The organism is Streptomyces sp. NBC_01092 (assembly GCF_045039535.1).
Classification (GTDB): domain Bacteria; phylum Actinomycetota; class Actinomycetes; order Streptomycetales; family Streptomycetaceae; genus Streptomyces.
In genome coordinates, this window is record NZ_CP108659.1 from 10,523,456 (window position 1) to 10,543,279 (window position 19,824).

The 19,824-nt window shown below is 70.9% G+C and carries 16 protein-coding genes; 8 read left to right on the forward strand and 8 right to left on the reverse strand.

Annotation, left to right across the window (positions count from 1 at the left end; genetic code table 11):
• Nucleotides 1-13 precede the first annotated feature (13 nt).
• The 3 genes from OG254_RS46785 to OG254_RS46795 all read right to left on the reverse strand — a co-directional run bounded on the left by OG254_RS46785 (nucleotide 14) and on the right by OG254_RS46795 (nucleotide 1,830).
• Nucleotides 14-940, reverse strand: coding sequence for a GNAT family N-acetyltransferase (locus tag OG254_RS46785; protein ID WP_405593970.1), 927 nt, complete (start codon nucleotides 938-940; stop codon nucleotides 14-16).
• An 82-nt stretch (nucleotides 941-1,022) separates the two neighbouring features.
• Nucleotides 1,023-1,421, reverse strand: a complete 399-nt coding sequence (locus OG254_RS46790) for a peptidase M23 (protein WP_405593972.1) — start codon at nucleotides 1,419-1,421, stop codon at nucleotides 1,023-1,025.
• A 34-nt stretch (nucleotides 1,422-1,455) separates the two neighbouring features.
• Nucleotides 1,456-1,830 carry an SH3 domain-containing protein gene (locus OG254_RS46795; RefSeq protein ID WP_405593974.1) on the reverse strand — a complete coding sequence of 125 codons (375 nt, stop codon included), beginning with the start codon at nucleotides 1,828-1,830 and terminating at the stop codon, nucleotides 1,456-1,458.
• Nucleotides 1,831-2,042: 212 nt separating this feature from the next.
• Between OG254_RS46795 and OG254_RS46800 the strand changes: the two genes are divergently transcribed.
• On the forward strand, nucleotides 2,043-2,492 hold the full coding sequence (locus tag OG254_RS46800) for a hypothetical protein (RefSeq protein WP_405593976.1): 450 nt from the start codon (nucleotides 2,043-2,045) through the stop codon (nucleotides 2,490-2,492).
• 66 nt (nucleotides 2,493-2,558) lie between these two features.
• Here OG254_RS46800 and OG254_RS46805 read toward each other — a convergent pair whose 3' ends face one another.
• A complete protein-coding gene (locus OG254_RS46805) occupies nucleotides 2,559-3,533 on the reverse strand; it encodes a helix-turn-helix transcriptional regulator (protein ID WP_405593979.1) in 975 nt (324 codons plus the stop codon).
• Between the two features lie 136 nt (nucleotides 3,534-3,669).
• On the opposite strand from OG254_RS46805, the gene OG254_RS46810 reads away from it, so the two are divergent.
• Both OG254_RS46810 and OG254_RS46815 read left to right on the forward strand, forming a co-directional pair.
• Nucleotides 3,670-4,065 carry a RidA family protein gene (locus OG254_RS46810; protein WP_147995526.1) on the forward strand — a complete coding sequence of 132 codons (396 nt, stop codon included), beginning with the start codon at nucleotides 3,670-3,672 and terminating at the stop codon, nucleotides 4,063-4,065.
• Between the two features lie 123 nt (nucleotides 4,066-4,188).
• Nucleotides 4,189-4,983: a DUF817 domain-containing protein gene (locus tag OG254_RS46815; protein WP_405593981.1), complete on the forward strand. Its 795-nt coding sequence runs from the start codon at nucleotides 4,189-4,191 to the stop codon at nucleotides 4,981-4,983.
• Between the two features lie 52 nt (nucleotides 4,984-5,035).
• Here the strand turns inward: OG254_RS46815 and OG254_RS46820 are convergent, their stop codons facing one another.
• From OG254_RS46820 to OG254_RS46835, 4 genes are all read right to left on the reverse strand, one after another.
• Nucleotides 5,036-5,362 carry an antibiotic biosynthesis monooxygenase family protein gene (locus OG254_RS46820; protein ID WP_405593983.1) on the reverse strand — a complete coding sequence of 109 codons (327 nt, stop codon included), beginning with the start codon at nucleotides 5,360-5,362 and terminating at the stop codon, nucleotides 5,036-5,038.
• A gap of 125 nt (nucleotides 5,363-5,487) precedes the next feature.
• Nucleotides 5,488-6,648 (reverse strand): S1 family peptidase, encoded by a 1,161-nt coding sequence (locus OG254_RS46825; protein WP_405593985.1) that lies wholly within the window; start codon nucleotides 6,646-6,648, stop codon nucleotides 5,488-5,490.
• A 227-nt stretch (nucleotides 6,649-6,875) separates the two neighbouring features.
• Nucleotides 6,876-7,919, reverse strand: coding sequence for an L-glyceraldehyde 3-phosphate reductase (gene mgrA, locus OG254_RS46830; RefSeq protein ID WP_405593987.1), 1,044 nt, complete (start codon nucleotides 7,917-7,919; stop codon nucleotides 6,876-6,878).
• A gap of 143 nt (nucleotides 7,920-8,062) precedes the next feature.
• A complete protein-coding gene (locus OG254_RS46835; protein WP_405593989.1) occupies nucleotides 8,063-12,145 on the reverse strand; it encodes a discoidin domain-containing protein in 4,083 nt (1,360 codons plus the stop codon).
• 284 nt (nucleotides 12,146-12,429) lie between these two features.
• Here OG254_RS46835 and OG254_RS46840 point away from each other — a divergent pair, with 284 nt between their 5' ends.
• From OG254_RS46840 to OG254_RS46860, 5 genes are all read left to right on the forward strand, one after another.
• A complete protein-coding gene (locus OG254_RS46840) occupies nucleotides 12,430-14,538 on the forward strand; it encodes a glycoside hydrolase family 27 protein (RefSeq protein WP_405593991.1) in 2,109 nt (702 codons plus the stop codon).
• 76 nt (nucleotides 14,539-14,614) lie between these two features.
• Nucleotides 14,615-15,901, forward strand: coding sequence for an ABC transporter substrate-binding protein (locus OG254_RS46845; RefSeq protein WP_405593993.1), 1,287 nt, complete (start codon nucleotides 14,615-14,617; stop codon nucleotides 15,899-15,901).
• 1 nt (nucleotide 15,902) lies between these two features.
• Complete coding sequence (locus OG254_RS46850; RefSeq protein WP_405593995.1) at nucleotides 15,903-16,838, forward strand: carbohydrate ABC transporter permease; 936 nt, start codon at nucleotides 15,903-15,905, stop codon at nucleotides 16,836-16,838.
• Nucleotides 16,838-17,686: a carbohydrate ABC transporter permease gene (locus tag OG254_RS46855; protein ID WP_405593997.1), complete on the forward strand. Its 849-nt coding sequence runs from the start codon at nucleotides 16,838-16,840 to the stop codon at nucleotides 17,684-17,686. Before OG254_RS46850 ends, OG254_RS46855 begins: the two co-directional genes overlap by 1 nt.
• Entirely contained in the window at nucleotides 17,683-19,752 is a 2,070-nt protein-coding gene (locus OG254_RS46860; protein ID WP_405593999.1) for an alpha-galactosidase, read from the forward strand. Before OG254_RS46855 ends, OG254_RS46860 begins: the two co-directional genes overlap by 4 nt.
• Nucleotides 19,753-19,824 lie beyond the last annotated feature (72 nt).

The window sequence follows — 19,824 nt, forward strand, 5'->3', positions numbered from 1 at the left end:
GGGGACCGGCCCGTCACTTCAGGACCGTCTCCCAGGTGTCCACGGCAAAGTGCACGGACATCCCGTGCCGGGCGTACAGCGCGGGCGCCCCCGTGGCGTTGGAGGTGTCCACGCCGAGCCCCACCGTGTCCCGCCCGCGCCCGGCGAAGGCGGCGAACGCGTGCCTCAGCAGCAGGCCGCCGAGACCGGAGCCCCGGGCTTCACGCAGCACGCCTATGCTCCGGATCCACCCCATGGCCTCACGGTCGTCGCGCGACATGAGGAACCCGGCGTCGCCCAGGTCGTCGGTGCCGGCGATCCACACCATGGACCAGTCGAGGGCGTCCCCGTCGACGTCGTGCAGCCACTGGTCGTACGTGCGCGGCTGGAAGTCGAAGTGCTCGGCGAAACTCGACTGGTACAACGCGTGGACGCGAGCTCGGTCCTCCTCGTCGGCGCATGCCCGCAGCCGTACGCCGGAGGGAAGTTGCGGCACGAGGTCCTCGGCGGCGTCCAGTGGCCGTTGCAGCACGTGATAGCGCCGTACGGCAGACCAGCCGCGGCCCGTGATCAGGTCCGTGTCGAGGGTCGGCTCCGTGTTGAGGTGCAGATGCACCACCGCCCTGGCGGCACCGTTCTCACGGGCCTTCTCCAGGGCTCGGGCCTCCATCGTGTCCAGGATCAGCTCACCGGCGCGCTGGTGGTCGGGGAGCACATAGTGGTCGACGTCGACGCGCTCGCCCCCCGAGTCGTCCCACAACAGGCCGTACGCCACCAGCTGTTCGCCGTCGAAGGCCAGCCACGAGTCGCGTTCCAGGGCGATGTCGGGCCGCTTCAGATCGGCCTCGACGGTGTGCAGGTCGGTCTCGGGCCGGCCGATCTCGATCCGGTCGACTTCGTTGAGGAGTTCGGTGACGGCGGCCGCGTCGGCGAGGCCGGCCGGACGAAGGGCGTAAGGCATGGCCACAGGGTCCGGGGGAGTGCGCGGCGGCCGCAACGGATTTTCGACGGCAGCCCCGCCCTCCCCCCGGACCTTCCTGCCGTCAGCAGTCGGGCACGCCCTCGACCTTCTCGCCGCCCCGGATGTAGAGGTTGTTCACCCACGCGATGTCGCTGCCGGCGAACTCCTGCACGGCCGTCCACCAGCTGTTGCCGCCGACGGCGGGGTCGTACACGTACTGCCCCTGTGTCTGGCACACGGCGTCCAGCCAGTACTGCGAACGGACCGCGAGCCGCGGCGAGTCCTTGGACGGCTGACTGCGCAGATTGACGTCGGTCGCCCAGATGTAGACGTCGGTCAGGGTCGGGTCGCCGTTGTTCGCGGCCGCGACGGCGGAGGTGTCGGCCCCGGGCGCGGCCTCGGCGGCCGTGGCGGCGAGGGTGCCGACGGAGAGTGCGGCCACCGCCAGGACGGTGGCGCAGCGACGCAGCTGTGTCTTCATGTGTGTCCCCCGTGCTCGTGAAAGGTGATGGTGGTCAGCAGGTCGCGGAAGCGGGCAGGTCGCCGTACTTGTTGCCCTTGAGGTAGACGGCGCTCACATAGCCCTCGACGAGCTTGACCCACACGTCGTTGGTGTAGCCGTGGTCCCTGATGGTCTCGCCGTGCACCCAGCAGTACGCGCCGCGCGGCTGGTTCGCCGCGACGCTGCCGACCTTGTCGAAGGAGCGCGCCGGGCCGGAGCGGACGTTGACCGTCTCGTACGGCACGACCGCGTACGGCGCGGCCATGATGCGGGCGCCGCCCTGGTCCGCGCCGGAGGCGGCGACGGCGGTCGCCGCGGTGAGCGGACCGAGCAGCGCGAGCGCGCCGGCGCCGACGAGCGCGGCCCGGGCGAAAGTGCGAGTGGGCATGAGCTTCCCCCTGTTGTGAACGGGTCACTTGTGCGGCACGGGGCCGACACTCGCAACCCTAGGGAGGCGCCAGGTCAAAGGGACCCTGACTCTTCACAGGTACCGCAGGCCCGCGGCGGCCCGTACGGTCCTGGCGACAAGTGCTGCCGAACCGGATGACGGCAGGCAGCACAGCTCGACGGGGACACCACCGAACCACGAAAGAGGACCACATGCGCCGCCGATCGCTCCAGACCCTGCTGGCCACATCGGGCGCCGCCGTGATGCTGGCGCTCACCCCGGTCACCGCCGACGCCGAGCCGTTCTCGGGCGGCAACTACGGGGCCTACGGATTCGAGGGCCAGTATCCGACCGTCGGCGGCTGCACCGGCAGCTTCAGGCAGGTCGGGCCGACCAAGACCGCCTCGGGCATGTCCCTGAAGTACTTCTACTCCGACAGGTGCGGTTCCTACGCCCGCATCGACAACTCCCGCACCAACTGCGCCGCCGTCATCGAGCGCTCGAACTCCGGGGCGGGGCGCGCCGACGGCTGGGTCTCGGAGACCGTCGACGCGGGCATCAACTACGCCTACACGAAGATCGGCAACAACCTCAGCGGCCGCGTCTCACGCGCCCTGCTGACCTGCGACGGCCACGTCCTGACGAACACGAACTGGTACTGACCGCCAGGCCCTGCCGCGGCCGGGCACCCGCGCCCCGACCGGCCCGCGCCGGGACGCCCTCCACGGTCAGGACGCGTCCCCGTAGCGGGCGGCGATCGCGGCGGCGCGGTTGCGCAGGGAGGTGCGCAGCGACTGCGGGGCCAGGGCTTCCGCGTCCATGCCGATCTGCCAGAGCGCCCATTCAGCGTGTCGTGAATCCTGGAAGGTCACCTCCAGCCGCAGCCAGCCGTCCGCGTCGGGTTCCTCCGCGCGGACGGCCAGCGCGGTGTCCAGCAGTTCCTCCCGCCGCACCGGGTTCACCCGTACCAGCACGGCGATGTGGTCGCCGCCGGAGAGGAACTGCGCGGAGCGCTCCTGCCAGATCCGGTCCAGGTCGACCCGGTCCGGCCGCTGTGCCGGTTCGGGGAGTTCCTCGGCGGCCAGCACCCGCGACAGCCGGTAGGTGCGGTCCGAGCCGGATCTCGTGGCCAGCAAGTAGCCCCGGTCGCGCACCGTGACCAGGCCGATCGGGTCCACCGTGCGCCACTGCGCCGTCTGGCCCGTGGCCGCGTAGTGGATGCGCAGCTTGTGTCCGGCGAGCACCGCACGCCGGACCTCGATCATGGTGGTGTCGGGCACCTCATCGGCGACCAGCCGGCGTGAGAGCAGGTCGGTCTGCGGGTCGACGAGGAATCGCTGGGCCGCGTCGCTCGCGGTGGCCCGGTGGCCTTCGGGCAGCGCGTCGACGACCTTCCGCATGGCCGAGGCGAGCGCCGAGCCGAGACCGAACACCTGCTCCCCGCGCCCCGATCCGGCGGTCAGCAGGGCGAGGGCCTCGTCGTGGTTCAGGCCGGTGAGCTCGGTCCGGAAACCGGGCAGCAACGCGAAACCGCCGTGCCGGCCGCGCTCGGCGTAGACCGGCACGCCGGCCGCCGCCAGCGCCTCGATGTCGCGCAGCACGGTGCGGGTGGACACCTCCAGCTCGCGGGCGAGCGTGTCCGCGGTCAGCCGACCGCGCTGGCGCAGCAGGAGCACCAGCGAGACCAACCGGTCGGCGCGCATGCAAGAACTCTAACGAAATACATGACTAAGGATGTCGTGATTCTTTGGAAGGCTCACTGACACGACGTCGACGTCGGCGGCTGGCGAGCCGACGGACGTACGTACTCCCAATGAATCGAATGGAGTAGGCGTGGCAGTGGAACGAACGGCGGTCAACCCGGTGCCGTGGTCGGTCGAGATGGGGTTCAACCAGGGTGAGGTCGTCTCCGGACACACCCGGACCCTGTACATCTCGGGGCAGACCGCGATGAACGCGGACGGCAAGCCCCAGCACGAGGAGGACATGGCGGGGCAGTTGACGCTGAGCATCGACAACCTGGAGGCCGTGCTCAGCGAGGGCGGCATGTCGCTCGCGAACCTCGTCCGGCTCAACGTCTACACGACCGACGTCGACCTTCTCTTCCAGCACTACGGCGTGCTGGCGGCGCGGTTGGGTGCCGCCGGAGTGTCGCCGACCACCACGATGCTCGGGGTGACGCGCCTGGCGATCCCCGGCCAGATGGTCGAGCTCGAGGGAACCGCCGTCGCGTAAGGCGGCTTGGCCGCCCCTGCTGCTCGTGCCGGTTCGACCGGCACGAGCAGCAGGGTGTGTGTGATTTCCGCCCGGGATGATCTGTGCCTGAACTGCTCACGCCCGGAGCTCGTCCTAAGAGTCATGTTCACCGCAAGCAACACCGGCCCCTTGGGCGCGTCGCTGCGCCAGCTCTTCGAGTTCGCGTGGATACAGACCCGGTCCTGCGCCTTCGCCATCGCCCTGATGTCCGGCGTGGCAGCGTCCACGCTGGTCCCCGGCCTGCCCGTGGCCCGTTACGACCTGCTGGTCGTCTACGGGGTGCTGCTGACGCTGCTGTTCTGGCTGCGCGGCTGGGAGCACGGGCGGGACGTCGCCGTGATCGCCGTCTGCCATGTGATCGGCCTGGCGTTCGAGCTGGTGAAGGTGTCCCTGGGCTCGTGGAGCTATCCCGAGCCGGCCGTGCTGAAGTTCGCGGGCGTCCCGCTGTACGGAGGATTCCTGTACGCCGCTGTCGGCAGCTACGTCTGCCGTGCCTGGCAGCTGTTCGACCTGGAGCTGGTGCGCTACCGCCCCCGTTCGACGGCCCTGGTCGCCGCGGCCATCTACGTGAACTTCTTCAGCCACCACTGGCTGCCCGACGCCCGCTGGCTCCTGGCCGCGACTCTGGTGGCCGTCACCGCCGGCACCTCCGTGCGCTACACCGTGCGCGGCGTACGACGCCGGATGCCGCTCGCGCTGTCGTTCGTCCTGATCGGCTTCTTCCTGTGGGTCGCGGAGAACCTCGCCACCTACGTCGGCGCCTGGCGCTACCCCTACCAGCTCGACGGCTGGCAGCCCGTGGGAGTGGAGAAGATCGGCGCCTGGTCCCTGCTGATCAGCGTCACCTTCGTACTGGCCGCCGTCGCCCGGTCGCGCCGGGCGCCCGGGAAGGAGTGACGGCGGGGGCAGGGCCCGGCCGGACCCTGCCCCCACCGCCGATCGCTCTGTGCTACTCGCTCTTCGGTCCCGCCGACTGCACGACCTCGAAGGACCACAGCGTGGACCCGCTCGCCGCCGGCTTGGGCCGCTCGCTCTCCTTGGCGCCGCCCTGGTGGGCCGCCTTCATGGGCCCCTCCATCCAGGCCTGGAAGGACTCCTCGTCCCGCCAGCGCGTGTACACGAGGTAGGTGTCGGTGCCCTCGACCGGCCGCAGGAGTTCGAACCACTCGAACCCGTCGGAGTTCTCCACGGCGTGGGCACGGGAGGCGAAGCGCTTCTCCAGCGTCTCGCGCTGCTCGTCCGGGACGGTCAGTACGTTGATCTTGACTACGCTCATGGTGCTCATCCTGCCGCACGGCCGTCGGCCGACGCGCGGCGGCTCGTGCGGCACGGCACCGGTCACCCGGCAGGGAGGAACGGTCGGGCCGGGGATCGCCGCGAACCGCCCCTCCCCGCTGCGGATCAGGCCGTGTGCAGGGTCAGGCCGTAGCGGCCGAGGATCTCGTTGACGGGCTGGAACCAGGTCTCCCCGCCGCCGGAGCAGTTGCCCCAGCCGCCCGAGGTGACCCCTTGCGCCTGGTCGCCGCTGATGAAGGAGCCGCCGGAGTCACCGGGCTCGGCGCAGACGCTGGTCTTCGTCATCTGGTGCACCGCGCCCTGGCTGTAGTTGACGGTCTCGTTCCTGGCCAGGACGGCGCCGCAGTGCCAGTGCGTCGTGGAGCCGGACCGGCAGATGGACGTGCCGACGGGGGCCTCCGCCGAGCCCCGCACGAGCCGGTCCGGGATCGTGCCCCAGCCCAGCACGACCGGTACGGTCCACCAGCCGCTGCCGACGTTCACCCAGGCGTAGTCGTTGTCCGGGAACGAGGAGCCCTGGAAGTTCCCTATGTAGCTGCCGTCCCAGCCCCGGACGCCGGCGCCCGCCTGCCCGCAATGCCCCGCGGTGATGAAGCCGCCGTGCACCGAGAAGCCTATGGAGCAGCGGACGTTGCCGGTGTAGTAGGGGTCGCCGCCGACCGTGCCCGCGGCGAAGGTGCGCGGGGCGGCGGGGACCGTCTCGACGGTGACGGGGCCGGTCGCGCGAGCACGGGAGACGAAGCCACGGACATCGTTGTCAGCACGCTTGCCGTCAACGATGTTCACGACGACGGTGTTCGCGACCGGGTCGACATGCCAGCCGCTGACACCCGAAGGCGCGGAGAGACGGTCGATGCGTGCCTTGGCCGCGTCGAGTTCCCGCGCGCTGTGTGTGACGGTGCGCACGGTCGCTCCGGTGGCCCGGACGTCCCGTACGGTCGCGGCGGGGGCGTCCGACGTCACGGCCACCGTGAGCCGCTCGCTCTTCGCGTCGAACCACGAGCCGCCGTAGGCGGATCCGGCCGCCTTGCGTGCCCTCGGCGTGAGGTCCATGGCGGTGCGCTCCGCCGCGAGGCGTGTCTCGGCCTGCTCCTTCGACAGGCCGAAGTCGCGCTGCATGGCCTGGAGCAGTCCGGCGGAGGCCGGTGCGGCGTCGGCCGCCGTGGGGGAGTCGTCCGCCGCGGCCTGCCCGGTGCCGCCCGCGGTCAAGCCGCCGAACAGCAGGAGCGCGGCCAGGCCGGCGTACTTGAGTCTGCTGCGTCTCAAGGGAGTTGCCCTTCGTCGTTCCAACAAGGTGGGGTGGAACAACCGCAAGCTGAGAGCGCTCTCAATCGGGGTCGGCCAGAGCATAGCCAGGGTCGCGTGTCAGGTCCATACCAAAATTCCGTCGGATATTCCCGCGGACATTTCGGCCGAACGGCCCGCCGAGGCGCAGCGCACCCCGGATGCCGTCGGGCGTCCGGGGTGCGCGAAGGAACTGTGCCGCTCGGGCCTCAGCCGAGCTGGCCCGTCCGGGCCTCCCGCCACAGGTCGACGCCGCCGTCGGTGGCGTACTTGTCGATCTCGGCGAGTTCCTCGTCGCTGAAGTCGGCGTTCTCCAGAGCGGCCACGTTCTGTTCGAGCTGCTCGGTGCGGGAGGCGCCCATCACCAGCGAGGTCACCCGCCGGTCGCGCAGGGCCCAGGCCAGCGCCATCTGGGCGAGGCTCTGCCCGCGCCGGGCCGCGATGTCGTTGAGCGCGCGCAGCCTGCCCAGCATGTCGTCCGTCAGCCAGGTCTCGTCGAACGACTTGCCCTGCGTGGCCCGGGAACCGGCCGGCACCCCGTCGAGGTAGCGCCCGGTCAGCAGCCCCTGGGCGAGCGCGGTGAACCCGATGACCCCGAAGCCCTCCTGCTCGGCGACGTCCAGCAGACCGTCGGTCTCGATCCAGCGGTTGAGCATGCTGTACGACGGCTGGTGGATGAGCAGCGGCGTCCCCAGCTCGCGCAGGATGGCGGCCGCCTGCCGGGAGCGCTCGGCGTCGTAGGAGGAGATGCCGACGTACAGGGCCTTGCCCTGGCGGACGGCCGTGTCGAGCGCACCCATCGTCTCCTCCAGCGGGGTGCTCGCGTCGAGCCGGTGGGAGTAGAAGATGTCGACGTAGTCCAGCCCCGTCCGGCGCAGTGACTGGTCGAGCGAGGCGAGCACGTACTTGCGGGAGCCGCCGCCCTGGCCGTAGGGGCCGGGCCACATGTCCCAGCCGGCCTTGGTGGAGACCACCAGCTCGTCCCGGTAGGGCGCGAGGTCCTGCTTCATGAGGCGGCCGAAGTTGATCTCGGCGGCGCCGTAGGGCGGGCCATAGTTGTTGGCCAGGTCGTGGTGGGTGATGCCGAGGTCGAAGGCGCGCAGGGCGATCTCGCGCTGGGACTCGAAGGGCTTGTCGTCACCGAAGTTGTGCCAGTACCCCAGGGACAGCACGGGCAGGTCGAGTCCTGAGCGACCGGTGCGCCGGTACCGCATGGTGCCGTTGTAGCGCTCGGGATCAGCGACGTGGTTCATCGAGTGTTCTCCGCAAGGTGCAGTCGGGGTGGTTCGGTCCGGGTGAGGACCTGCTCACTGTGCTCCGGCCTGATTCTGACGTCCAACGCATCCTTTTCATCGGATTCAGCGACGCCGTTTCTGAATGCCGGTGCCGCTCCTCCTCAGGACCGGCCGACCGTCGCGGTGGGCACGTTGTGGCCCTCCACCCGCAGGGCCGGCCTGCCGGACGCGAGGGAAGCGGCAGGCCAGGACAGCGTGAGGGTCCGTGACTCGCCGGGCAGCAGCCACAGGTAGTTGTCGCTGTACAGCGTGGGCAGCACCCGGTGACCCTTCTCACCGTCCAGGAGCGAGACGCGCACCATGGCCGCGACGGTCGTGCCACGGTTGCGCAGCCGCGCCGTGAGTCCATGGCGGGCACCCGAGCGGTCCGTGTCGGTGATCTCCACCGACACCCTGGTCCGCGCGGCCTCGTTCAGGGCACGCATGTGGCCGGCCTCCCGGTACCGCCAGTAGGTGTTCTCGGTCAGCAGCTCGCCGCGCGCGTCCACCAGCCGCAGTCGCAACAGATGGAAGTCGGGCAGATCGTCCGTCCAGCCCGCGGTGAAGGCCGGCGTGGTCGACGACGCGGCGATGTCCACCCGCGCGCGCTGCCCGGATCCGAGCCGGCGCCCGGAGAGGTCGTAACGGTGCGCGGTGAGCGTGGCGCCCAAGACGCGCCGGGGCGTGTGGTTGACCGCGATGACCTGCCCGCTCACGGGATCGGCCTGCACATGGACGGGCTCGCTCGCCTTGCGGGAGCCGTAGTAGGCGCCGTTGACGTCGAAGTCGTAGTCGTACGTCTGCCACACGGTGCTGTACCAGGCGGGGTGGGACATCCACAGCAGCAGCCCGCTCGCGTCGTCCCACAGACGGGCGTTCCACGCCTCGAACATGGCCCGGAAGTTCTCGTAGTTGACGAACTGCGCCTTGCGGCAGAAGTCGTCGAGGTCCTTCGCCTCGCCGAGCCTCGCCTCGATCGCCGCCCGGTAGTTCTGCGGTGCCTGGTTCCCGCGCGTGCTCCAGTCGTGGTAGTACCAGGCGCCCTTGACGGGCCACTCGGGCTCGTCGCCGACGAGCCGGCGCATGGTCTGCGCCGTCGGCAGCACCGGCATGCCGATCTCGGTGTGGAAGCCGAAGCTGCCGCTGCCGTAGGTGCTCGCGGAGGAGTAGCGCTGCGGTTCGATCCAGCCGTACGGGCCGCCGCCGGAGACGATGCCGCCCGCGGAGTTGTTCTGGTACAGCAGATCGGGCGCCTGAGCCCGGACCGCCGCGCGCATGCCGTCGTCGACCGGGCCGGGAGGGTTGCCCTCGTTGGCGCCGCACCACACGACGATGCTGGGGTGGCTGCGGTAGCGGCGCACGGTGTCCTCGGCCAGGCTCAGGAACGCCTCGTGGTTCGGCGGGTCCATGGCCCACGCGTTGGGGAAGTCGTTCCAGACCAGCAGCCCGTGCTCGTCACAACTGGCGTAGAACTCCTCGCGGTTGCTGCTCCCCAGCCAGTTCCGGATCATGGTGAAGTTCATGTCGCGGTGCATCCGCACGGCCGCGTCCAGCCGCTCGGCGGGCATGCGCCGCAGCAGTTCGTCCCAGCCCCAGTTCCCGCCCCGGCAGAACACGCGGACACCGTTGACGCTGATCTTCAGCGGCACGGTGGAGTTGTCGACGGACTTCACGTCCGTCCACTCCTCGCCGTCGTCGGAGACCTGGATGGTGTACGTCTTCGCGTACGCCTGTTCCCACAGGATGACCACGCGGTCGAACGTCACCCGGTCGCCCAGGTCGACCTCGATCGACTGCTCGTCCTCGTACGCCGAGGACCAGCGGGTGCCCGGATCACCGTCCACGGCGCCCGCGGCCTTGCTCCCCGAGCCCTCCTCCGAGGACGCGGTGGCCGTCCTGCGCAGGGCCAGATCGGTGCCGGGGGAGGAGCTGTCCACGACCGACAGGCTCCACATCGACGCACCCCAGCTCGTCGCACGGCTGTGGCAGAGCACCCGGAGGTGGCGCGCCGTACGCGCCTCGAACTCCACGTTCTGAAGAGCCGCCGCACCCGAGGTACGGAAGGGCAGCGGAGCCGCCGAGTTGTCGACCGAGGCGGCCTCACGCCAGTCGGTGCCGTCGTCGGAGACCTGGATGGCGTACGTCGTCGCGTACGCCTGCTCCCAGGTGACCACCACACGGTCGAAGGACACCTCGGCGCCGAGGTCGACCTGGATCCACTGCTCGTCCTCGAACGCCGAGGACCAGCGGGTCTTCAGATCGCCGTCCGTGGCGTTGCCGGGCCGGTGGGCGGGGTCGTCGACGGACGACGACGTGGCGTCCCTGCCCAGCGCCAGGTCGGTGCCGGCCGAGGAGCTCTCGACCACCGACAGACCCCACATCGAAGAGCCCCATTCCGTGGCCCGGGTGCGGCACAGGACCCGTATGTGACGGGCCTTCTGCCGGGCGAAGCCGACGGTCTGCGCGTAGGCGTCGCTGCCCGACTGGAAGGTGAGCGGGACGTCGTACTCGTAGCCGAACTGACGGATGCCGAACCGGGTCGTGCGCCGGTCGCTCTCCTCGCCCGCGACCGAAGCGGTGAGCGTCAGCCGGTGCAGCGCGGGGTCTCCGTAGCCGTTCGGCCACCACAACTTCGGGTTGCGGAGCCGCAGTTGCGGATGATCGGCCGGGGTGAAGGTGACGTCGGCCGTCTCGCCACCGGGCACTGTGACCGTCCGGGTCAGCCGTACGCCGTCGAAGGCGGCGGAGACGGTGACGCTTCGGCTCACGGAGTCGGCGTTGCGCACCGGGACTACGACGGTCAGCTCGGCCGTGCCGGTGTCGGGCAGGTCGGGCAGCCGGGTGTCCACGCGGGGATCGCCGAGGACGGCCGCGCCCGTGGAGCGGAGCCGGACGTGGTTCCAGATGCCGGCCGCCCGGTCGCGCACCGCCGGCATCCAGTCCCAGCCCGAAGCGGCCAGATACGTCGGCGAGTTGCGGTTCATCATGTTCGCCCCGGCATCCACGAACGCCAGGCCGGCCGGGCCCTTGTCGCCGGGGCTGCCCGGGTACGGCATCGGGGTGATCCGCACCGCAAGGGCCTGATCGCCCGCGCCGGAAAGGAGCTTCGTCACGTCGAAGGCGGCACGGGCGAAGGGGAAGGTGAGCGTGCCGACCCGGCTGCCGTTGAGCCAGACCTCCGCCTCATGGTTGACGCCGTCGAACTCCAGCCAGACGCGGCGCCCGGCCCCGGTGCGCAGGCCCTTGGGCACACTGAACCGGCGTCTGTACCACCAGGAGTGGCGGGAGAGGGCCTCCGGCACGTGCAGGTTGTTGAAGCCGGCGACCGGGTCGGGCAGGTGCCCCTGGTCCACCAGGGAGGTGAGCACGGTGCCGGGCACGGTGGCCGGGAGCCAGCGGCTGGTGTCCAGCGACGGCTCGGACAGCTCGGCACCCTCCCCGCCGGCCCAGTCGTCCATCGTCAGGTCCCAGCCGGACTCCAGCGGCACGGTGCCGTCCGCGGCGACCTTCAGCGCCGGGGGAGTGCGGTGCCGCACGCCCCAGTCCGTCCAGCCGGTGACGGCCGGGCGGCCGGCGGCACAAGTGCCGTACACCTGAAGGCCGTTGATGCCCAGCGGGTTGGCGTTGGAACGCTTGTGGACGCTCATGCGGACCCAGCGCGCCGTGACGGGCCGCGGCAGCGCGATCTCGACCACCCCGCCCCGGCCGGAGTCCGTGCGGTACACGGACGTCCATGACTTCCGGTCGCGGGAGGTCTCGATCACGAAGCCGACCGCGCAACTGGACAGAATCTCCTGCCCCGTGGTGTTGTCCCGCGGATTGCCGCCGGGAGCGTCGACGTAGGGCGGGTCGTCCACGGTCGCCTCGAAGGTGAGCCGCAGCGACTCCACCTCGCACAGCGCCTGCAGGTCGACGCTGATCCACTGCGGGTCGCCGGCGGCGGCACGCCAGCCCGTCCCGCGTACGCCCACGGTGTCGAGGCCGTCCACCGCGAACTCGGCCGGTGTCGGGGCGTAGTCGGTGGAGGAGACGGTGACCGGCCGGTAGGCGGCGAGTTCGCCACGGGTGGGAGCCTGGCGCGGGTGGCCGATTCCGGCCGCGGCGGCGCCGGGCGGCAGGCTCATGCCGATCCCGAAGCCCGCGAGGAGAGTGGACCCGGCGGCGAGTACGGTGCGGCGGGACGGCACAGAAGGCTGATCCGGCATGGGACAACGGCTCCGATCAGGGATGTCCGGTGAACGAGGCGACCTGGGACCAACAGCTGACAACGTTGCCGAGCATGGCCTCTGACAACGTTGCCAAACCCTGCATCGCCGGCGTGAGCCCGTCAAGACCTCCGGCATCCCCGGCCTCTTGTTTCTGTAAATTAGTAATTAATATTGACAGGGTTCCGGCCGCGCGCCACAGTCTTCGCCGTGACGCCGAAGGCCCCGGCCCCGCGCGGCCCGCGTCACACCTCCTCCTGCTTCCCAACCTCCGGGAGAGGCACGTGACTTCACTCGCCCTCACGACCGCGATCTCCGTCGTCCTGACCGCGTCCGCCGTACCCGCCGCCCAGGCGGACACCGCCGTGGACCAGGGCGCGCCCGCCTACTACGACAGCGGTCTCGCGCCGACGCCGTACATGGGCTGGAACACCTACTACGGGCTCGGCGCGCCCACCGAGAAGGAGGTCCGCGCGGTCGCCGACAAGCTCGTCAGCAGCGGCCTGCGCGACAGCGGCTACGACATCGTGTGGCTGGACGGCGGCTGGCAGGCCGACAACCCCCGTGACGCGCAGGGGCGACTGGCGGCCCACCCCGACCGCTTCCCCTCCGGCATCCCGGACCTGGTCTCCTACCTGCACCGACGCGGACTGAAGGCCGGCATCTACACCGACGCCGGCGCCTACGACGGCGGCAAGACCTGCGGGCTCGGCAGCCGCGGCCACTACACCGAGGACGCCCGGCAGTTCGCCGACTGGAAGGTCGACGCCATCAAGGTCGACTTCCTGTGCGGCATCGGCGCGAAGCTCGATCCGGGGCCCGCGTTCAAGGAGTTCAGCGACGCCGTGGCCAAGTCCGGGCGCAGGATGCTGCTCAACCTCTGCAACCCGCTCACCGACGACTGGGGCCTGCCGCACACGCCCGAACAGGACGCGCACAACACGTACGCCTACGCCCCCACGATCGCCGACTCCTGGCGCACCGGGACCGACATCGCCTGGGGCACGCCGAGCCCCGGCCAGTGGCCCAACGTGCTGCGCAACATGGACGCCAACGCCTGGCACCCCGAGGCGCAGGGGCCCGGCCACTACAACGACCCGGACTACCTCATCCCCACGCGTCGCATGGCCGACGGCTCTTTGGAGCTGACCGAGGAGGAGTCCACCACGCAGTTCGTGATGTGGGCCGAGATGGCCTCGCCGCTGGTCCTCGGCTCCGATCCCCGTACCTTGTCCGCGTCCATGATCAAGGTGCTGCGCAACCCGGAGATCATCGCCGTGAACCAGGACCCGCTCGCCGTCCAGGGCGTCCGGGTGGCCAACGACTCCGTCGGTGACGTCTACAGCAAGGTCCTAGAAGGGCACGGGCGGCGCGCGGTCGTCCTGCTCAACCGCTCCGACAAGCCGGACCGGCGCACGGTGAACTTCGCCGACGCCGCGCTCGGCGGGGCCGTCAAGGTGCGCGACTTGCGGGCCCGCGCCGACCGCGGCACGCACACCGGGTCGTACACGGTCGAGGTCCCCGCCCACGGCACCGCCTTGCTGAAGCTCACCGGCGAGGACGCCCTGCCTGGCGCGAGCCTGGGCGAGAAGGCCACCGCGAGCCCGGCCGTGGTGCGCGACGGCGACTCGCTCAGCACGTTCTTCCGCGGGCCGCGCGGGAACCTCGTCCAGCACACGGCGGCCCCGGAGGGCGACGGCACGCCGCGTACGAGGGACCTCGGAGGGCCGGCGGGCGGCAGGATCCTCGGCCAGCCGGCCGCCTACGCCTCCTCCGGCGGCCGGATCGACGTCTTCGTGCGCGGCACCGACTCCCGTGTGTACCGCCGGGTGTTCGCCGGTGGCCGCTGGGGTGCCTGGGAGAACCTGGGCGGGCGGGTCACCGATGCACCGTCGGTGGCGTTCACCGACCCGGCGCACTGGACCCTCGTCGCGCGCGGAGCGGACGGTTCGGTCGTGCAGCGCGGCCCGGAGTCCGACTGGTCGTCGCTGGGCGCGCCGGGAGACCGGCCGGTCTACGGCAGGCCGTCCGCCGTCGTCGATGCGCAGGGGCGTGTCCATGTCGCCGTGCGCACCTCGGCCGACGACGTGTGGACGCGGTCACGGGACGCCTCGGGGGAGTGGTCGGGGTGGACCTCGCTCGGCGGGACCGTGAGCGGCAGCCCGACCCTCGTGACCGTGGGGGACGCGGTGGTGCTGTACGCGCGAGCCGGTGACTACACGCTCTGGCAGCAGCGCTACGAAGGCGGCGCCTGGCAGGGCTGGACGAAGCGGCAGGAGTTCCCCAGTGCCGCCTTCGACGGTGCGCTCGGGGCGGTCGCGGGGCCGGGCGGCGTGGTCGACGCCGTGTTCCGCGGGGTCGACGGGGCCGTCCACCGGACCCAGTTCAAATAAATTAGTAATTAATCTTGACGTGGTGGAAGCGCCACGCGAACCTGGATCCGCCGCGCGGATCCACAGGGAGCCCTCCATGACGAACCCTCACCCAAGCCGTCGGCGCTTCCTCGCCGGAGCCGGCGCCGCCGGGACGGCCGCGCTGCTCAGCGGCTGCGTCACCTCGACCTCGTCCGCGAAGTCCTCCTCCGAAGGCGCGGTCACCCTCCAGTCCAACCTGTCCGCGCCGCAGGCCAAGGCGGCGATGGAGGACCTGGTCGCCGCCTACGGCAAGAAGGACGCCGGCGACGTCAGCCTCAACACGGTCGCCGCGGAGACGTTCCGCACCCAGCTGCCGACGTACCTGACCTCCGCCAACCCGCCGGACGTCTACACCTGGTACCCCGGCTCGGTGGCGGACGCCTACGCCAAGAAGGACCTGCTGCTCGGCCTCGACGACCTCTGGGGCTCCGCCGACCTCAAGCGCTACTCCAAGGCGCTGAACTTGCTGTGCACGTCGAGCTCCGGCAAGAAGGTCTTCGTCCCGGCCACCTACTACTGGTGGGGCATGTTCTACCGGAAGTCCAACTTCGCCAAGTGGGGCGTGAGGGAGCCGAAGAGCTGGGACGACTTCCTCGACCTGTGCGACAAGCTCAAGAGCAAGGGCGTCGCCCCGATCGGCCTGGGCGCCGGCGGCAACACCGCCTGGGTGGCGTCGGCCTGGTTCGACTACCTCGACATCCGCATCAACGGCGCCGGGTACCACCGTGAACTGCTGGCCGGCAAGCACCGCTTCGACGACCCCGAGGTGCGCAAGGTCTTCGACCGGTGGCAGGAAGTGCTGCCGTACTTCGACCCGAACGGCACCGCGGGCGCCTTCCAGGACGCCACGACCGCGCTGCTCAACGGCCGCAGCGGCACGATGCTGATCGGGACGTTCTTCGCCGACGCGGCCCCCAAGGACGCCCTCGACGACATCGACTTCTTCCGCTTCCCGGTCATCGACCCGAAGGTCCCGCTCGCCGAAGAGGCCCCCACCGACGGCTACTTCGCCAGCGCCCGCACCGGACGCAAGGAAGGAGTGCTCGACCTTCTCGGCTACCTCGCCACCGCCGAGGCCCAGGAGATCTACATCAAGGGCTCCTCCGGCACCGTCCTGCCCTGCCACCCCGACGCCAAGGACGCCGGCACCCCGCTGGTGAAGAAGGGCCGCGCGCACATCGAGGAGGCGGCCGAGATCACCCAGTTCTTCAACCGCGACTCCAGCGACGCCCTCCAGCCCACCGCCGACACCGCCCTGACCAAGTTCCTCGCCAGGCCCAAGGAGATCGGCAGCATACTCACCGACTGGCAGCGCGAGGCCGAGAAGATCTGGAAGGCCTGACATGGCCGTCCTGACCGCCCCTCACCGCAAGGTCCCGGTCCCGGCGCCGTCCCGTGGCGGCCGGGGCCGGGGACCCCGGCGCACACCGCCGCTGGTGCTCGCCTTCGTCCTCGTCCCGCTGCTCGTCGAGGCCGTGTGGGTGTTCTGGCCGGCGCTCCAGGGCTTCTACCTCGCCCTGACCAGCTGGGACGGGGTGTCGGCGCCGAAGTTCGTCGGCCTGGACAACTTCCGCGAGATGGCGGGCGACGACACCTTCCGCGGCGCCGTCGGCCACACCGTCCTGTGGCTGGTCCTGTTCGGCGGCCTGTCCGCCCTGCTCGGCCTCGCCGCGGCACTGCTGCTCCAGCAGGAGCGGCGCGGCGTAGGCCTCTACCGTGCCGCCCTCTTCCTGCCCGTCGTGTTCTCGCTGGTCGCCACCGCCCTGGTCTGGCAGGCCATCTACCAGCCGGACGGCGTCCTCAACCAGCTCCTGGAGTCCGTCGGCCTCGGCAGCCTGCGGCACGCCTGGCTGGCCGACCAGGACACCGCGCTTTACGCGGTCATCGTGCCCGCGCTGTGGCGGCAGATCGGCTATGTGATGGTCCTGTACCTCGCCGGCCTCAAGGGCATCGACCCGGCCCTGTACGAGGCGGCGAAGGTCGACGGCGCGAGCGCCTGGCAGCGCCTGCGCCACATCACCCTGCCCCAACTGCGCAGCGTCAACGCGGTCGTTGTGTCCGTCATCATCATCGACTCGCTGCGCTCCTTCGACGTCGTGTGGTCGCTGACCCGCGGCGGCCCCTACCACTCGTCCGAACTGCTGAGCACCTACATGTACTCGACCGCCTTCCAGTCCCTGCGGCTCGGCTACGGCTCCGCCCTGGCCGTCGTCATCTTCCTGCTGGCGTTCGGCGTCATCGCCTCCTACCTGGCGCGCGCCTTCCGGGAGGCCGACTGATGTTCGCCAACTCCACGGCGGTGCGCCGGGGGCGGGCCGCGACCGCCGGATTCCATCTGAGCGCCGGCGCTCTGGCCGTCCTGTGGCTGCTGCCCATCGCCCTGGTCATCGTCACCAGCCTGCGCTCCTTCGACGACATCGCCGCGAACGGGCTGGGCAGCCTGCCGCACTCCTTCACCCTGGACAACTTCCGGCAGGCATGGGTCGACGGCGGCCAGCAGCGCGCCCTGATCAACAGCCTGATCGTCACCGTCCCCAGCGTCCTGGTGACCCTGGCCCTCGCGGCCATGGCCGCCTTCGCCCTCAGCCGCTACGAACTGCCCCTGCGCCGCTCCCTGTTGCTGCTCATGCTCGGCGGCAACCTGCTCCCGCCGCAGATCCTGCTCATCCCCGTCTCCAAGCTGAGCGAGCTGATGGGCGTCTACGACACCCTGCCCGCGCTGATCGGCGTGCAGATCGGCTTCGGCGTCGGGTTCTACGTCTTCGTCCTGCACGGGTTCATGCGGGCCATCCCCGCCGAGATCCAGCAGGCGGCCGTCGTCGACGGCGCCGGACCCTGGCAGATCTTCTGGCGGATCATCCTGCCGCTGACCCGGCCCGCCCTCGCCGCGCTCAGCGCCCTGTCGTTCACCTGGATCTTCAACGACCTGCTGTGGGCGATCACCGTGCTGCGCAGCGACACCAAGATGCCGATCACCGCGGCCCTCATCGGCCTCCAGGGCCAGTACGTGTCCATGTGGAACGTGATCGCCGCCGGCTCCGTCATCGCCGCCGCCCCCACCGTGGCCGTCTTCCTGCGCTTCCAGCGCCACTTCGTGGCCGGACTGAACCTCGGAGCAGTCAAGTGACGCCGTACCAGCGCTGGACCCTGCGCACCGAGCACACCAGCTACACCGTCCGCCTGTCCCCGGACGGAGCATGGGCCGAACTGGACGCCTGGGGACCGCACGGCGTCGAGACCGGACCGTCGGCGCTCGACCGGTCCCACCGCACCCACTTCATCACGCCCGCCGACGCCGCCCCCGCCGAGTATCTGCCGTACGGGCTGCGGCCGTTCACCGGCGCCGAACTCGTGGCCGCGCGTCCGGGCGGCGAGCGGGGCGTGTGGTGGGACTTCGAGGGGGCCGAGGCGGCCGAGGGCAGTCTGCGGCTCGCGTTCACGGACGACGTCCTGGGCCTGCGTACGGTCCTGTGCTACGAGACCGTGCCGGGCACCGATGTGATCCTGCGCTGGACCGAGCACACCGCGTCGCGGGAACTGCGCCTGGAACGCCTTGACTCGGCGGCCGTGAACGTGCCCGTCACCAACGAGGCCCGTCTGACCTACCTCACCGGCCAGTGGTCCCAGGAGTTCCAGCGTACCCAACTCGACCTGACCAGAGGCACGTTCACCATGGGCAGCACCCAGGGCGTGCCCGGCCACGCCTACGCGCCCTGGCTCGCGGTGCAGGACGCGACGACGGACGACGCCCCCGCCTACGGTGTGGCCCTGGAGTGGCCCGGCAACTGGCACATCACCGCCGAGGCAGAGCCCGGCGGCGCGATCCGGGTGCGGGCCGGACGGGTCCCGCACGAGGGAGCCGTGGCCCTGGCCCCCGGTGCCACCCTGACCACGCCCCGCCTCGCCTGCGCGTTCAGCCCCGACGGACTCGACGGCCTGTCCCGCGTCTGGCACCGCTACGACCGCCACCTCACCGGCGAGCGCCTCCGCCGCACCCGCAAGGTCCTCTACAACTCCTGGGAGGCCACCGGCTTCGACGTCGACGCCGCCGGCCAGCTCGAACTGGCCAAGGCGGCCGCGGACATCGGCGCCGAGCTGTTCGTCGTGGACGACGGCTGGTTCACCGGCCGCGAGGACGACACCGGGGGACTCGGCGACTGGTATCCGGACCCGGCGGCCTTCCCGCAGGGCTTCGACCGGTTCGTCGACGAAGTGCGCGGCCTCGGCCTCGACTTCGGCCTGTGGGTCGAGCCCGAGGCCGTCAGCCCCGGCAGCCGACTCCACGCCGAACACCCCGACTGGGTCTACCGTATCGACGACCGGCCCGCCCGGCTGGTGCGCAACCAGCTCCTGCTCGACCTCGGCCGCACCGACGTCCAGGACTTCGTGATCGGGACCCTGGACCGGCTCCTGGGCACCTACGACATCGGCTACCTCAAGTGGGACATGAACCGGCCGCCCACCGAGCGCGGCCGCCCCGGCGCCGGGCACGCCGACCTGGACGCCGAGCACGTCGCCGGGTACCTGCGCGTCCTGGACCACCTGCGCTCCGCCCACCCCGACGTCACCGTCGAGGGCTGCGCGGGCGGCGGCGCTCGCATCGACCATGCGACGCTGGCCCGCACCGACGTCGTCTGGCCCAGCGACAACACCGCCCCGCTGGACCGGCTCAGGGTCCAGTACGGCTTCCTGCACGCCCACGCGCCGCACGTCATGAGCTCCTGGGTCACCGACGCGCCCGGCGTCTTCGACCCACGCCCGCGCACCCTCGCGTTCCGCTTTGTCAACGCCATGTGCGGAGTGCTGGGAATCGGCGCCGACCTGCGCGCCTGGAGCGCGGAGCAGCGGACCGAGGCCGCGCGGTGGATCGCCCGCTACAAAGACGTGCGAGAGGTCCTGCACCACGGGGACGTCCGGCTGCTGGGCTCCCCGGCGGACAGCACCTGCGGTGTGCAGTTCGACTTCGGCGACCGCACGGTCGTCGCCGCGCTGAGCACCGGACGCCTCGACGGTGCCCCGCTCGTGCCCGGACGCCCCGACCGGCTGCGGCTGCGGGCACTGGAGCCGGCGGCGCACTATCGGGACACGGCGACCGGGACGACGTACGGCGGAGCCCATCTGCTGCACTACGGGCTGCCTTTCACCTGGAGCCGCGATCACGACGCCGACCTGGTGGTACTGACACGCCAGTGAGCCGCATAGGTTTCCCGGACGGCCCGACCCGCTCACCCAGCGCACGACGGACGCTCACGAAGGAGTCGACCC